Source organism: Streptomyces apocyni, assembly GCF_009739465.1.
GTDB classification, from domain to species: domain Bacteria; phylum Actinomycetota; class Actinomycetes; order Streptomycetales; family Streptomycetaceae; genus Streptomyces; species Streptomyces apocyni.
The window spans coordinates 111928-126904 of the sequence record NZ_WHOM01000045.1; the positions used below are offsets into that span (position 1 = coordinate 111928).

Here is a 14977-nt window from a genome sequence, read left to right on the forward strand (position 1 = left end):
GGGGCGGTGCGACGTGTTCTCATCTCGCCCGGGCGTTGCTACGGTGCCCCAGCCCTGACGCCGTATCAGTTCTTCGGGAGGCCGAGTATGCGCGCCCTCATCGCCGCCGCCGTAGGTCTCGCGGCGGCGCTCGCCCTCGTCCTCACGGTCACGGCCATCGGCGCGCCCGCGGGCGAGACCTCGCCCAAGCCCCTGCTGACCACCGTGCCGCCGGAGAGTCCCTAGACCGCTGCGCCGCAGACCGAGCGCCACCCGTAGCCCAGCCACGCACCCACAGAACAGAAGGGGGCCGCCGCGATGCGCCGTAAGGCCAGCCTCGTCCTACTCGCCTTCGCCGTCTTCTTCGCCGCGCTCTCCCCGCTGCTGCGCTTCTATGCCTTTCCCCGGCTGGCGAAGATCCCACCGAGCCAGTACCAGGAGGCGGTGCTCGAGGCGAAGCCAGCGACGCTCATCGACTACGGCACCATGCAGCCGAAAGAAGTCGACAAGCTGTCGATCGTGCAGACCCTCAAGGGCAACGTCGAAGAGGCCGAGCGGATCGGCAAGCGCACCGGCCGCGATGTCGTCGTCTGGGACACCCTCGCCTACGCCGAGGGCCCCGACGGCAAGATGGTCTCCAAGATCCCCGAGCGCTACATCTTCGACGCGCACACTCAGGAACCCGTACACGACAAGACCGAGATGGCGGACGGTCACGAGGTCAAGCGCGAGGGCATCGAGTTCAAGTGGCCCCTCCTGACCGAGAAACGTGACTACGACTACTTTGACCTGCGGGTACGCAAGTCCGCGCCCATCCACTACAAGGGCACCCGGAACTTCCGTGGCCTGGAGGTCTACTACTTCGAGCAGACCATCCCCTGGACGCAGGTCGACTACCCGTCGGTCATGCCGGTCAAGGGCATCACCGCGAAGTCCCTCGCCGGAACCGGCACCAAACTCTGGTACACCACGGTCCGCAAGTTCTGGGTGGAGCCGGTCACCGGCGCGCCCGTGTACGGCGAGGAGATCCACGAGGAGGAGATGCGTGGCGGCACGCTGCTCGGTGACCGCGACAAGGTCACCGCGTTCGCCGGGCACGTCAAGATGCGCGAGGACTACATCAGGTCGACAGTCGACCTGGTCAAGTCCCAGCGCCAGCTGGTGCTGCTGATGACCAGCTACCTGCCGTGGGGATTCTTGGGACTGGGCATCACTCTGCTCGCGCTCGCCCTCTTCCTTGAGGCCCGCAGCCGCCGCCCCGACGGCCAGGACCCGGCGCGGCAGCCCGCACCCGACCCGGTCGAGGCGTAGCCGTCGCTTGTCGGCCGTCGCCTGTTAGCCGCGTCCGCCTGCCGCCCGGTTGGTGCGGCGGGTCGGCTTCGCCGTCGCCGGGTCTTCGGGCCAGGGGTGTTTCGGGTAGCGGCCGCGTAGCTCCGCCCGTACGCCCCGGTATCCGTCGCGCCAGAAGGACGCCAGGTCGGCGGTGACGGCCGCGGGACGCCCCGCGGGGGACAGCAGATGCACCAGCAGCGGTACGTCATCCGCGATCCGCGGAGTCTGGGCGAGCCCGAACATCTCCTGGAGCTTCACGGCCAGGACGGGCTGTTCGGGGTTGGCGTAGTCGACCCGGACGCGTGAACCGCTCGGCACCTCGATCCGCTCGGGTGCGAGCTCGTCCAGCCTGGCCGCGTCCCCCGTGGCCCAGGGCAGCAGGCGGCGCAGTGCCTGACCGGCGTCGACGCGGGCCAGGTCGGCCCGTTTGCGGGCCTTGGACAGTTCGGGTTCCAGCCACTCGGCTACGCGCGCGTGGAGCGCGTCGTCCGCCATAGAGGGCCAGGGCGCCCCGAGCCGCCCGTGCAGGAAGGCCAGCCGCTGGCGCAGCACCTCGGCGTCCGCGGTCCACCGCAGCAGCCTCCCTGCCCCCTCCTGCCGCAGACCGTCCAGCAGGGCCGCCCGCACCAACGCGGCGTCGGGCCGCCGAAGCGGCCGTACCGCCAGCTCCACGGCCCCCAGCCGCTCCACCTGGCGGGCTACGACGTCACCGCCCGCCCACACGACCTCCTCGCCCTCCGTGTACAGGGCGGCGGCGGTGCGCCGTGCGGTGTCCTCGTCAACGGGCGCGCCGAGGCGGACCCGCGCCCGCGCGGAGCCGACGGGCCGGTCGGCCACCGCGACGGCCAGCCAGGTCGCGCCGTGCAGTGGTGACCCGGCGCCCACCTCCGCCGCCGTCCCGGAGGCCATCAGAAACGCCCCCGCGCCCCGCGCCCGGGCCACCCGCTCCGGAAACGCGAGCGCGACGACCACCCCGGCGTCGTGCTCCTCGCTCCCAACCGGTCCACCCGGTCCACTCGGTCCACCCGGTCCGCCCACGGCCCCACCGCCACGGCCCTCGGTGGCGCGGCCGGTGAGGGCCGCGGTCAGGCGGCGTGTCTCCTTCTGCCAGCGTGCCCCGTACGCGTCGCCGCCCCGGCGGGCCGCGTGCCACGCCGCCACCAGATCGTCGCCGTACTCGCGGGGCGGCTCCTCGCTCAGCAGCGCCACCAGCTCCGCCGCGCGCCGGGCGCCGATCAGCTCCGCCCCGTCCAGCAGGGCGCGGGCCAGGCGCGGGTGCAGGCCGAGCCGGGACATCCGTACGCCCCGTTCGGTGACCCGGCCGGTCGCCGGGTCGACCGCGCCGATCGCGCTGAGAACCTCGCGCGCCGCCGCCATCGCCCCGCCAGGCGGCGGATCGAGGAGGGCGAGCCCGGACGCGTCCGGGTCGCCCCAGCACGCGGCCTGTAGCGCGAACGCCGCGAGGTCGGCCACCTTGATCTCCGGCGCGGGAAAGCGCGGCAGCTGACCGTCCTCCGCCTCCGCCCAGCACCGGTAGACCGCTCCCGGCGCCTCCCGCCCGGCCCGCCCCGCACGCTGCCGCCCGGCCGCCTGGGAGGCCCGTACGGTCGTCAGCGCGCTCAAGCCGCGGGCGTGGTCCGTACGGGGCTCCCGGGCGAGCCCTGAGTCGACGACGACCCGCACCCCGGGCACCGTCAGGCTGGACTCGGCCACGGCCGTCGCCAGCACCACCCGACGCCCCTGCCCGCCCGACAGCACCGCGTCCTGCACCGCGGCCGGGGCCCGCCCGTGCACCTGGAGCACCTCGACGCCGTCCAGCGCGCCCAGCTGACCCGCCACCCGGGCGATCTCGCCGACCCCGGGCAGGAAGCACAGCACGTCACCGGACCGCTCGGCGAGCGCCCGCCGTACCACCGACGCCACATGCGTGAGCAGCGCGGGGTCCACGCGCATCCCGTGCGGCGGCCGCACCGGGCGCGTGGGCGGCGCCCACACCACCTCCAGCGGATGCGTCACGGCCGCCGCCTCCACGACAGGCGCGTCGTCGAGCAGCCGCGCCCACCCCTGCGCGTCGGTCGTGGCGGACGCGGCCACCAAACGCAGCTCGGGACGGAGCGCGGCCCGTACGTCCATCAGGAACGCGGCCACCGTGTCCGCGTCCAGATGCCGCTCATGGCACTCGTCGAGTACGACGACGTCGACGCCGCCCAGTTCCTGGTCACGCTGGAGACGCTGGAGCAGCACCCCGGTGGTGACGACCTCCACGCGCGCGTGGGCCCCGACGACGCGCTCGCCGCGCACCGTGAACCCCACGCTCCCGCCGACGCGCTCGCCCAGCAGCCAGGCCATCCGCCGCGCCGCCGCCCGCGCCGCGATCCGCCGTGGCTCGGCGACCACCACGCGGCGCGCGGGGCCGTCGCCGACCAGGCCCGCGAGTACCAGCGGGACCAGCGTCGTCTTGCCCGTTCCGGGCGGCGCGCACAGCACGGCCGCGCCATGGCGCCGCAACGCGTCACGCAGGGCGGGCAGGGCGGTGCGTACGGGCAGCTGGTCCAGGGCGTCGGTACGGATCACGCCCCCAGTGTCAGCCACGCGAGGGGCGCTCAGTCACGCTCGCAGACGAAGATCGCCGTACCTGGGATCAGCGACCCACGCAGCGGTGACCAGCCGCCCCACTCCTGGGTGTTCCACTCGGGCCACTCGGGCTCTACGAGATCGACGAGGCGCAGCCCGGCGCCGACCACGTCCCGTACCCGGTCGCCCACCGTCCGGTGGTGCTCGACGTACACCGCGCGCCCCTGCTCGTCCTGCTCCACGTACGGCGTGCGGTCGAAGTAGGACGCGGAGACCGACAGCCCCTCGGGCCCCGGCTCGTCCGGGAAGGCCCACCGGATCGGGTGCGTGACGGAGAAGACGAAGCGGCCACCAGGGCGCAGCACCCGGCGTACCTCGCGCAGCACCCGCACCGGGTCGGCCACGAAGGGCAGCGCCCCGTACGCGGAGCAGGCCAGGTCGAAGGAGCCGTCGGCGAAGGGCAGGGTGCCCGCGTCCGCCTGGACGAGCGGCACCGACGCTGACCCGGTGTAGTCCGCGGCGATCCGGCGCGCGTGCTGGAGCTGCCGGTGCGAGAGGTCCAGGGCCACCGGGCGCGCCCCCTGCGCGGCGAGCCAGCGCGAGCACTGGGCGGCCCCGGCGCCGATCTCCAGGACGTCCAGTCCCTTCAGGGACTCGACAGGGCCGAGCAGCTCGGCCTCCACCTCGTCCAGGCCCTCTGGGCACCACACGAACCGGTCGTCGCCGAGGAAGGTGCCATGTTCGCGCTGGTAGTCGTCGGCGTTGCGGTCCCACCAGCCACGGCTGGCGCGGCTGCTCTCGGTGACGTCGGCGGCACGCCGGGTGGCCTCGGGCTCCGGTGCCTCGGGTACCTCGGGCGGCACCTCGGCGGGATCGGCGGGTCCGGCAGGCTCGGTTGGCTGGAACTCTTGGATGATGGGCTCCCTCGTCGTACTCTTCCGTCGAACCCCGCCAGGGGCCGCCCGGGACCGTCGCTGTGGCACGGGCCGCGGCGTCTGATGTCGGTGCGTGGTGTCTGGCAGGCGGCAGGCGCCGCATGGGTCCTGTGCCGGTTATGCGGGGATCCACCCCGGGTGTGCGCCTTCGCGCATTGACCCTGCCCGGCAGCCCCCGTATGCTACAAGTTGCGCTGGCGGCCTGCGCTCCTCAGACAGAGCAGGGTGCGCTCGCATCTGTTGTATGTCCCCTCGGTTATCGAGGTGTATGTCGTTCTCCTCGGGAGTTCTCCCCGGTGAGGCCGTGCGCCTCCTACGCTGTCCGGCTTCTGCAGAGCGATCACGGGTTTCCGGCGTAGCAGTACCTACGACTCACTGTCCGTACCGGAGCCCTTTCCCACATGACGAGCAGCACCGAGACCACCGCCACCACCCCGCAGGTAGCGGTCAACGACATCGGTAACGAGGAAGCCTTCCTCGCCGCGATCGACGAGACGATCAAGTACTTCAACGACGGCGACATCGTCGACGGCGTCATCGTGAAGGTCGACCGGGACGAGGTCCTGCTCGACATCGGTTACAAGACCGAAGGTGTCATCCCGAGCCGCGAGCTCTCCATCAAGCACGATGTCGACCCCAACGAGGTCGTCGCCGTAGGCGATGAGATCGAGGCCCTGGTCCTCCAGAAGGAGGACAAGGAAGGCCGCCTGATCCTGTCCAAGAAGCGCGCTCAGTACGAGCGTGCCTGGGGCACGATCGAGAAGATCAAGGAAGAAGACGGCATCGTCACCGGTACCGTCATCGAGGTCGTCAAGGGTGGTCTCATCCTCGACATCGGCCTCCGTGGCTTCCTGCCGGCCTCCCTCGTCGAGATGCGCCGCGTCCGCGACCTCCAGCCGTACGTGGGCAAGGAGCTCGAGGCCAAGATCATCGAGCTGGACAAGAACCGCAACAACGTGGTCCTGTCCCGCCGTGCCTGGCTCGAGCAGACCCAGTCCGAGGTCCGTCAGACGTTCCTCACGACCCTCCAGAAGGGTCAGGTCCGCTCCGGCGTCGTTTCCTCGATCGTCAACTTCGGTGCCTTCGTGGACCTGGGTGGCGTCGACGGTCTCGTCCACGTCTCCGAGCTCTCCTGGAAGCACATCGACCACCCCTCCGAGGTTGTCGAGGTCGGCCAGGAAGTCACCGTCGAGGTTCTCGACGTGGACATGGACCGCGAGCGCGTCTCCCTGTCGCTCAAGGCGACCCAGGAAGACCCGTGGCAGCAGTTCGCCCGCACGCACCAGATCGGGCAGGTTGTTCCCGGTAAGGTCACCAAGCTCGTTCCGTTCGGTGCGTTCGTGCGCGTCGACGAGGGCATCGAGGGCCTGGTCCACATCTCCGAGCTGGCCGAGCGCCACGTCGAGATCCCGGAGCAGGTCGTCCAGGTCAACGACGAGATCTTCGTCAAGGTCATCGACATCGACCTCGAGCGCCGCCGCATCAGCCTCTCGCTGAAGCAGGCCAACGAGGCCTTCGGTGCCGACCCGTCCATCGTCGAGTTCGACCCGACGCTGTACGGCATGGCCGCCTCGTACGACGACCAGGGCAACTACATCTACCCCGAGGGCTTCGACCCCGAGACCAACGACTGGCTCGAGGGCTACGAGACTCAGCGCGAGACGTGGGAGACGCAGTACGCCGAGGCGCAGCAGCGCTTCGAGCAGCACCAGGCCCAGGTCATCAAGTCCCGCGAGGCCGACGCCCAGGCCGAGGCCGAGGGTGGCAGCGAGGCCGCTGTCGCCGCCCCGTCCGGTGGTAGCACCGGTGGCGGTGCCTCCAGCGGTGGCTCGTACTCCTCGGAGACCGCGGACAACTCCGGCGCCCTGGCGTCGGACGAGGCCCTGGCCGCGCTTCGCGAGAAGCTGGCCGGCGGCCAGAGCTGAACGCTCTCCGCTGAGCGCCGCTAGGCGCTAGCTCGTTACCGCGGGCCCGTACCTTTTCGAAGGTACGGGCCCGCGGTGCGTTCGGCCGCGGTTCGGACGTTCGCGGGGCAAGTCCCGTCAGCCGTCGACGTGTTCGACGGCGTCGCGTCAGTGATCTGTGGCGGCCGAAAGTCGCGGGTGGGGAATGCCGGTGCTTCCTCGCGCGTTCTTGAGGAGGAACACGAGGAGGAGCGGTCACAGTGCTTGATCCCCAGAGTCTGTACACATGGGAGCCGAAGGGCCTCGCGGTCGTCGACATGGCGCTCGCCCAGGACTCGGCCGGACTTGTCATGCTCTACCACTTCGACGGGTACATCGACGCGGGCGAAACCGGCGACCAGATCGTCGAGAAGCTCACCGACACCCTTCCCGGTCAGGTGGTGGCCCGCTTCGACCACGACCGGCTGATCGACTACCGGGCCCGCCGTCCGCTGCTGACCTTCGAGCGCGACCGCTGGAGCCAGTACGAGGAGCCCGCACTGGAAGTGCGGCTGCTGCAGGACACCACGGGCGCGCCTTTCCTGCTGCTGTCCGGGCCTGAGCCCGATGTCGAGTGGGAGCGGTTCGCGGTCGCTGTCGGGCAGATCGTCGAGCGGCTCGGCGTACGCCTCTCGGTGAACTTCCACGGCATCCCGATGGGCGTGCCGCACACCCGCCCGGTCGGCCTGACCCCGCACGGCAACCGCACCGACCTGGTGCCCGGACACCGCAGCCCCTTCGACGAGGCGCAGGTACCCGGCAGCGCGGAGGCGCTGGTCGAGTACCGGCTGATGCAGGCGGGCCGGGACGTGCTGGGCGTCGCCGCCCACGTCCCGCACTACATCGCGCGCTCCGGATACCCGGACGCCGCGCTCACCGCGCTGGAGGCGATCACCGCGGCGACCGGCCTGGTGCTGCCCGGTGTCGCCCACGGCCTGCGCACCGAGGCGCACCGTACCCAGACCGAGATCGACCGCCAGATCCAGGAGGGCGACGAGGAACTGGTCGCCATGATCCAGGGACTTGAGCACCAGTACGACGCCGCGGCGGGGGCCGAGACCCGGGGGAACATGCTCGCCGAACCGGTCGAGATCCCGTCCGCGGACGAGATCGGCCGCGACTTCGAGCGCTTCCTCGCGGAGCGCGAGGGCGACCTCTAGGAACCTCTACGCGAGGGCGACCTCTGGGAACCTCTAGGTCAGGTGCCCTCCCGGGGTGGGTCCGGGGTGGCCTAGGCTGCCGTTCATGCTGAAAGTGGGCCTGACCGGCGGCATCGGTGCCGGTAAGAGCGAGGTGTCCCGGCTCCTCGACGCGTACGGAGCGGTACTGATCGACGCGGACCGGATCGCGCGGGAGGTCGTCGCGCCGGGAACGCCCGGCCTCGCCGCGGTCGTCGAGGCCTTCGGCGAGGAGATCCTCGCGCCGGACGGGACCCTGGACCGGCCGCGTCTCGGCGCCCTGGTCTTCTCGGACCCGGCGAAGCTGGCCGTACTGAACGGCATCGTGCACCCGCTGGTGGGTGCGCGGTCCGCCGAGCTGGAGGCCGCGGCGCCCCCGGACGCCGTCGTGGTGCACGACGTGCCGCTGCTCGCCGAGAATGGTCTCGCGCCGCTGTATGACGTCGTGATCGTCGTCGACGTGTCGCCAGCGACCCAGCTCGACCGGCTGGTACGCCTGCGGGGTATGACCGAGGACGACGCGCGCGCCCGGATGGCGGCCCAGGCCACGCGCGAGAAGCGCCTGGAGATCGCCGGAATCGTGATCGACAACGACGGCCCGCTGGAGGCCCTGGAGCCGCAGGTCCGTGCCGTATGGCAGGACCTCGTAGGGCGCGCCCAGGCGTCCGCCTAGCGCTGCCCCGGAGAGACGCGTCCTAGCAGCCGGGGTGTCGGAACGCTAACGGAATACCGTGTTGGCGTCCGTCGTTGTAGGGGTTCAGCCAAGGAAGGACCACGATCGTGCCCGAGAACAAGGGACGCACCCCGGAAACCCACGTCATCGACTTCCGTGCGGCGGAGCGGCTGCTGGACGCCCGTGATCCGCGCGGCGCGGTGCAGCTGCTCGACCGAGTGATCGCCGCGCACCCGGAGAGCACCGCGGCCCGGCTGCTGCGGGCCCGCGCGTTCTTCGCGGCGGCGCAACTGCGCCCCGCCGAGCTGGAGTTCGAGCTGGTTCTCGAGCGTGAACCGGACAACGCCTTCGCGCACTTCGCGCTGGCCCGCACCTTTGAGCGTGCGGGCCGTCCGGAGCAGGCCAGGCGCCACTTCCGCCTGGCGGCGGCGCTTGACCCGCAGCCGGACTACGTCGCGGCGGCGCGCTTCGAGTCGGACTGAGTCCGGAGGGAGTCCCGGGGGAGTTCGGAGGGAGTTCGGGTGCGCGGCGCATCGCCGGGTGGCTGACGTGGGAGGTCAGCCACCCTTGCCGCCCCCGTCGGGCTCGTAGGGCGGGACGTCGGGCCCTGGCTGGTAATGGGGGCCCTGGTGGATGTGGCGGAGGACCATCGCCACATCGACGGTAATGATCACCGTGAGTACGCCGCACGCGATGGCCCACCCGGGGCGGCCCGCGTAGGCGAACGCGACGGTGCCCGCGACGGCCCAGATCAGCCCCCACACGCCGAACCAGAAGCGCATCCGGAGGGGACTGCGTGCGGTGAGGGGTTCACTGCCTGTACGCATCGGGTCTCATCTCCTTGTTCCATGGTCCCCCCTCCCGTCGGTCCCCGGAAGTCCCTCGTCCGACGGCGGGACTGGACGGGCAACAGGCCGAAAACAACCGGTGGTTGGTTTCCGCTGACACCTCGAACAACCTCCTTCCTGTCGCGCTCCTGACAAGAAGTCGATTCCGTGGCACGCTGCCGGTGCAGGCTCCGCACCGCCTCGCGCAGCTCATCTCCGCACCGCTCCGCACACCCGTATGCCCGCGCGGTCACCCCAAGGGCGCGCGCGGCCGTCGCCAAAGGAGTCCGTACGCGTGAGACGAAGCCACCTCACCCCCCGCCGCGTCATCGGAGCACTCACCGCCACAGGAGCCCTGCTCGCCGCGACCCTGTTACAGGTGGGAACGGCCACCGCGGGCACCCCCGCGGACGCCGCCCGCGCGGACGCCGCCCCGGCAGACGCCACCCCCGCCTACGAGCAGCGCCAGTCCAAGGACCTGAACGCCTTCTGGACCGCGGAGCGCATGCGCGCCGCCAAGCCGCTCGACGTACTGCCGGTCAAGGCCGGTGACCTGCTCTCCAAGGTGCGGTCGGGCGCGGAACTCCGCGTGCCGCCGACCGGCGTCAACCCCGTCAATCCCGGCACCCAGGCCTTCCCGCAGAGCGGCGGACCCTGGGACAGCGGTGGCGCGGTGACCACCACATCCGGCCGGGTCTTCTTCAGCTACCAGGGCCGTACCGCCTCCTGCTCCGGCAACGCGGTCACCAGCGCCAACAAGTCCACCGTCCTCACCGCGGGGCACTGCGTGAAGCTGGACGGCGCCTGGCACACCGACTGGGTGTTCGTCCCGGGCTACCGGGACGGAAACGCCCCGCACGGGAAGTGGACCGCCAGCAAGACCCTCGCCACGCCGCAGTGGGTGGCCAGCGAGGACATCAACTTCGACGTCGGCGCCGCGGTGGTGAACCCGCTGGACGGTCAGCGGCTCACCGATGTCGTCGGTGCCCAGGGCGTGGCCTTCAACACCGGCTACAGCAAGGCGATGTACGCCTTCGGCTTCCCGGCCGCCGACCCGTACGACGGCTCCCGGCTCATCTACTGCAGCGGGAACTCCTTCCGTGACTTCCTGTTCTCCACCGCCAACGGCCTGTCCTGCGACATGACCGGCGGCTCCAGCGGCGGTCCCTGGTTCCAGGACTTCGACGAATCGACCGGCACCGGACTGCAGAACTCGGTGAACAGCTTCGGCTATGTCTTCCTGCCGGGCTATATGTTCGGCCCCTACTTCGGCGACGACGCGCGGAACCTGTACCAGCAGGCACAGTCCAGCTGACCACGGTCACGGCCGGGCGTCCGGGAACGGGCGCCCGGCCCGCTTCCGTACGGGCGAAATCCGGCCGGAAAACCCCGGCGACGGCGATGAGTTCTCCCCGGTGCGCCGGTCTGTCTCTGTGACACGCGCTTCCGACGCTTTCACGAGGAGACCGCCCGCCATGGCCGCCGAGATCGCCACCGCCTCCACCGTCCTTGCCGCTGCCGCCCCTGTCAGTCCCGCCCGCGCCACCGCTCCGGTGCGCGGCCGCCACGCCACGATCGCGCTGCGGGCGCTGCGGATCGCGCTCGCGCTGTTCTTCGGCGTCGCCAGCGGGGCGCCGAAGCTGTTCGCCGTTCCCGCGGCGCAGGAGACCTTCGACCAGATCGGAGCCGGTGACTGGCTGATGTACGTCGTCGGCGGCCTGGAGGTGCTCGGGGCGATAGCGCTGCTGATCCCGATGCTCTCCGGTGTCTCGGCGATCGCCTTCATCGGCCTGATGACCGGCGCGACGGTCACTTCGGTGACCGCGCTCGGCGGCGAGTTCTGGTACACGCCACTGGTGTTGATCGTGCCGTTGGTGCTGATCGCCCGGGTCCAGCGCCATGAGACGGTCCGGCTGGTCACGACGGCACGACAGGTCGTGGCGCGGAAGAGGCGGTGACCTGCCGCTCGCCCCCGGCCCCTTCCCCGAACCTCTGGCGCGGCTGACTCCTGGTCAATAGAGTCAGCCGCGATCAGTGTTGACGGGGCGGCGCGAGGGGCTGACGGTATGGCAGAAGGCGCGGGAGTCGACAGACGTACGCTGCTCACCTATCTGGTCGCGGCACCCACGCTGACCGTGGCCGTCGGTTGGGGCACCAGCGCACAGGCCCCGGCCGCACACGCCGCCGGTACGGACGCCGTTCCGGAGACCCTTCCCGAGAACCCTCCCGGGATCCTTCCTGGCCTGCTGCCCGACCTCGGCGATGTGCTGATCATCGCCGGGCTGCCGACCGCGCATCTGCTGACCCTGGACATCACCGAGGACGGCACGGTGCGCTTCGGGCTGCCGCGTCAGGAGGTGGGGGCAGGGGCTGACGACGGCCGTCGCGATGCTGATAGCCGACGAGCTGGACGTCCCGCTGGACAAGGTCACCGTACGCCTGGACGGTGCGCGCCCCGAGCTGCTCTTCAACCAGCTCACCGGCAGCTCGAACTCCATCCGCTCGCTGTACCGGCCGGTGCGCGCGGCCGCCGCCGTCGCCCGAGCCCGGCTCGCCGCCACCGCCGCCGCGCGCTGGGACCTGGCCCCCGACGCGGTCGCGACACGGGACGGCAAGGCCGTGGCGCCGGACGGGCGCTCGGCCTCGTACGGCGAGCTGACGACGGCCGCCGCCGCTCCCCGTACGCGCGAACTGGCGGACGCCGACCTCAAACCGGCGGCCGAGCAGCGCGTCGTAGGCCGCCCCACGGGACGTATCGACGCCAGGGCCATGGTCACCGGGCGCCAGGAGTACGCCCTCGACCTGGACATCCCGGGTGCGAAACCGGCCATGGTGCGGCGCCCGCCCACCCTGGGCGGCACGGTTCGCGCACTGCGCAACCGCGACGAGATCCTGGCGCTGCCCGGTGTCGTGGCGGTCGTCGTCATCCCCCCGGGGTGGCCGTCGTGGCCGAGACGTTCGGGCAGGCGCTCGCGGGCACGGCGGCCGTACGCGCCGACTGGGGACCAGGACCCGTCGATGACCTGTCCGACGACGGCATCCGCACCCGATTGCGCAAAGCCGCTCGCTCCTTCATCCCGCCGCTGCTCACCCCGTACATCGAGGCCGAGTTCGACTTCGCGCCGGTCAGCCACGCGCCGCTGGAGACCAACAGCGCGGTCGCCGACGTGCGCGCCGACGGCGCCACCGTCTGGACCGCCGCGCAGTCCCCGATCGCGGCCCGCGCGGCCGTCGCCAAGGCGGTGGGGCTCGCCTCGGCCAAGGTCGACCTCAAGGTCGTCCAGGCGGGCGGTTCGTTCGGGCGGCGGCTGTTCCATGACGCCGCGATCGAGGCCGCGCAGGTGTCGAAGGGCGCCGGGCGGCCGGTGCGCCTGATGTGGTCCCGCGTCGACGACATGCGGCACGGCCGGATGCGCCCGCCGACCCACCACAAGCTCCGCGCGATCTACGCGGCCGGGAAGGTGCTCTCCTTCGAGCACCGGATGGCCTGCGCGGAGACCGACGTCCGGCACGGACTCGGCGACGCGGTGACCGCGGGGCTGACCGGACTCCCGCTGGGGAACGAGACCTTCGCCCAGCTGATGTTCCGCCTCACCGTGAGCTCCCCGTACGCCCTGGGAATCACCCGGCAGTCGCTGACCGAGGTGCCGCTGAAGCTGCCCACCGGGTCCTGGCGCAGCGTGTACTCGGGCACGGCACGCGCGGCGGAGGAGATGTTCGTCGACGAGATCGCCCAGAAGCTGGGCGCCGACCCGGTGGACTTCCGCCGCCGCCACCTGCGCACGGCGGCGCAGCGTGCGGTACTCGACAAGGCCGCGCGGGACGGCGACTGGGGGCGGGCCATGCCCGCGGGGCACGCGCAGGGCATCGGCTTCCACGAGGAGTACAAGTCCTGTACGGCCTGTCTGGTCGAGATCGACGCCCGCGACCCGGAGGCGCCTCGCGTCACCAAGGCGGTGATCGCCGTCGACGTCGGGCGGGCCGTCAACCCGCGCGGAGTGGAGGCGCAGATGCAGGGTGGGCTCACGGACGCGGTCGCGACGGCGCTGCGGGCCGGGCTGCACATCGACAGGGGGCTGCCCCTGGAGGGCAGTTACTCGCAGTTCCACTACGCGCGGCAGGCTGACTCGCCGACGGACGTACGGGTCCATGTACTGGAATCCGACCCCGGAGCCGAGCCCGGGGGAGTGGGGGAGCTCGGGGTGCCCGCCGCGGTCGCGGCGATCGGCAACGCCTACGCGCGCGCTACCGGCAGCCGCCCGCGCGGATTTCCGGTGGACTTCGCGATCGACTTCGAGCCGTTTCCGCGGTGAGCCGGGGCGCGACGCCCCGGCTCGACCCCTGGCCCAGCCAACCGATCTGGCCGATCCGGCCGATCCCGCCGATCCGGCTCTCCCGGAGGAGAAATCCCGTGCCCGCACACACCTTCACCGTGAACGGCGAGTCCGTCACCGTCGAGGCACCCGCAGACCTGCCACTGCTGTGGGTGTTGCGCGACCTGCTCGGTATCCGGGGCCCCAAGTACGGATGCGGCATCGACGTCTGCAAGGCCTGTACCAGCCACCTGGACGGCGAGGCCGTCAACCCGTGTGCCGTACCGGTGGCGGACGCGGCGGGCCGGGAGGTCACCACCATCGAGGGCCTCGCGGACGGTGAGACCCTGCACCCCGTCCAGGAGGCGTGGCTGGAGCAGGACGTCGCCCAGTGCGGCTACTGCCAGCCGGGGCAGATCATGGCGGCGGTCGCCCTGCTGAAGCGCACGAAGAACCCGACCGACGCCGACATCGACGCGATCGCCAACGTCTGCCGTTGCGGGACGTACTTCCGCGTCCGCGAGGCCATCAAGGCAGCCGCGGCCAAAACGTAGCCCGAGCCCCGGCGTTCGGGGCCCGGGGTTCGGGCTGCGGTGTTTGGGCTGCGGCGTTCGGGGCCCGGCCCCGGGGGCCCGCACTCCGGCCCTGGCCACTGGGTTCCGGTCTCGGCCCTGGCCCTCGCGGTGCTCGGGCCCCGGGCCGTTCGGCGGCCGTGCTCAGGTGGCGGAGGGTTCGCTTGGGGGCTGTGCCCCCAGACCACGTAGGCGGTCCATCTCGCGGCGGTCTCGCTTCGTCGGGCGGCCTGTGCCGCGGTCTCGGACGCCCGCGGGGGCGGTTGTCTCGCGGGGCGGGGGCGGTGGGCTGTTGTCTTCGTAGCACTCTGCGGCGACCGGTGCGCCGACCCGCTTGCGGATGACGCGGCGTACGACGACGACCCGGTCCCGGCCCGCGTGCCGGAGCCGTACCTCGTCGCCCGCCGTGACCGTCTGCGCGGGCTTGGCCCGCTCTCCGTTGACCCGCACATGGCCCGCGCGGCAGGCCGAAGCGGCCGCCGAGCGCGTCTTGGTCAGCCGCACCGACCAGATCCAGCTGTCGACCCGTACGGTCCCGGTGTCCGTAGCCTCCGAAGTCATGCCTCGACTCTAGCCCGCGGCGTCAGCCCGATGTCTGGAGCGGCGGGATCGGGCGCCTGGGCCTCTATCCCGACATCGAGCCTACGGGCG

At 71.7% G+C, this 14977-nt stretch carries 14 protein-coding genes and 1 pseudogene; 11 read left to right on the plus strand and 4 right to left on the minus strand.

The window, feature by feature from the left end:
- Positions 1-87 precede the first annotated feature (87 nt).
- Together GCN81_RS10545 and GCN81_RS10550 are read left to right on the plus strand one after the other, a co-directional pair.
- Positions 88-225 carry an SPW_0924 family protein gene (locus GCN81_RS10545; RefSeq protein WP_156724036.1) on the plus strand — a complete coding sequence of 46 codons (138 nt, stop codon included), beginning with the start codon at positions 88-90 and terminating at the stop codon, positions 223-225.
- A 72-nt stretch (positions 226-297) separates the two neighbouring features.
- Entirely contained in the window at positions 298-1290 is a 993-nt protein-coding gene (locus GCN81_RS10550) for a DUF3068 domain-containing protein (RefSeq protein ID WP_156724038.1), read from the plus strand.
- Positions 1291-1314: 24 nt separating this feature from the next.
- On the opposite strand, the gene hrpB is transcribed toward GCN81_RS10550, so the two are convergent.
- On the minus strand, positions 1315-3885 hold the full coding sequence (gene hrpB / locus GCN81_RS10555) for an ATP-dependent helicase HrpB (protein ID WP_156724040.1): 2571 nt from the start codon (positions 3883-3885) through the stop codon (positions 1315-1317).
- Positions 3886-3914: 29 nt separating this feature from the next.
- Entirely contained in the window at positions 3915-4907 is a 993-nt protein-coding gene (locus GCN81_RS10560) for a class I SAM-dependent methyltransferase (RefSeq protein ID WP_407697961.1), read from the minus strand.
- A 314-nt stretch (positions 4908-5221) separates the two neighbouring features.
- Here GCN81_RS10560 and rpsA point away from each other — a divergent pair, with 314 nt between their 5' ends.
- The 4 genes from rpsA to GCN81_RS10580 all read left to right on the plus strand — a co-directional run bounded on the left by rpsA (position 5222) and on the right by GCN81_RS10580 (position 9096).
- Positions 5222-6745 carry a 30S ribosomal protein S1 gene (gene rpsA / locus GCN81_RS10565; RefSeq protein WP_156724042.1) on the plus strand — a complete coding sequence of 508 codons (1524 nt, stop codon included), beginning with the start codon at positions 5222-5224 and terminating at the stop codon, positions 6743-6745.
- Between the two features lie 239 nt (positions 6746-6984).
- The gene (locus tag GCN81_RS10570; RefSeq protein ID WP_156724044.1) at positions 6985-7923 is read left to right on the plus strand and encodes a PAC2 family protein; all 939 of its coding nucleotides are present in this window, start codon (positions 6985-6987) and stop codon (positions 7921-7923) included.
- 85 nt (positions 7924-8008) lie between these two features.
- Entirely contained in the window at positions 8009-8614 is a 606-nt protein-coding gene (gene coaE / locus GCN81_RS10575) for a dephospho-CoA kinase (protein WP_156724046.1), read from the plus strand.
- 107 nt (positions 8615-8721) lie between these two features.
- Positions 8722-9096: a tetratricopeptide repeat protein gene (locus GCN81_RS10580; RefSeq protein WP_156724048.1), complete on the plus strand. Its 375-nt coding sequence runs from the start codon at positions 8722-8724 to the stop codon at positions 9094-9096.
- A gap of 75 nt (positions 9097-9171) precedes the next feature.
- Here GCN81_RS10580 and GCN81_RS10585 read toward each other — a convergent pair whose 3' ends face one another.
- Entirely contained in the window at positions 9172-9441 is a 270-nt protein-coding gene (locus tag GCN81_RS10585; RefSeq protein ID WP_156724050.1) for a DUF6343 family protein, read from the minus strand.
- A gap of 295 nt (positions 9442-9736) precedes the next feature.
- Here GCN81_RS10585 and GCN81_RS10590 point away from each other — a divergent pair, with 295 nt between their 5' ends.
- The 5 genes and pseudogenes from GCN81_RS10590 (at position 9737) to GCN81_RS10605 (ending at position 14308) form a co-directional block, all read left to right on the plus strand.
- On the plus strand, positions 9737-10756 hold the full coding sequence (locus tag GCN81_RS10590; protein WP_156724052.1) for a trypsin-like serine peptidase: 1020 nt from the start codon (positions 9737-9739) through the stop codon (positions 10754-10756).
- 160 nt (positions 10757-10916) lie between these two features.
- Complete coding sequence (locus GCN81_RS10595; protein WP_156724054.1) at positions 10917-11399, plus strand: DoxX family protein; 483 nt, start codon at positions 10917-10919, stop codon at positions 11397-11399.
- A gap of 430 nt (positions 11400-11829) precedes the next feature.
- A pseudogene (locus tag GCN81_RS32295) lies at positions 11830-12057 on the plus strand (xanthine dehydrogenase family protein molybdopterin-binding subunit); the annotation flags it as partial.
- 329 nt (positions 12058-12386) lie between these two features.
- Positions 12387-13754 (plus strand): molybdopterin cofactor-binding domain-containing protein, encoded by a 1368-nt coding sequence (locus GCN81_RS32300; protein ID WP_231626602.1) that lies wholly within the window; start codon positions 12387-12389, stop codon positions 13752-13754.
- A gap of 98 nt (positions 13755-13852) precedes the next feature.
- On the plus strand, positions 13853-14308 hold the full coding sequence (locus tag GCN81_RS10605; RefSeq protein ID WP_156724056.1) for a (2Fe-2S)-binding protein: 456 nt from the start codon (positions 13853-13855) through the stop codon (positions 14306-14308).
- A 162-nt stretch (positions 14309-14470) separates the two neighbouring features.
- Here GCN81_RS10605 and GCN81_RS10610 read toward each other — a convergent pair whose 3' ends face one another.
- Positions 14471-14887 carry an RNA-binding S4 domain-containing protein gene (locus tag GCN81_RS10610; protein ID WP_156724058.1) on the minus strand — a complete coding sequence of 139 codons (417 nt, stop codon included), beginning with the start codon at positions 14885-14887 and terminating at the stop codon, positions 14471-14473.
- Positions 14888-14977: the final 90 nt, after the last annotated feature.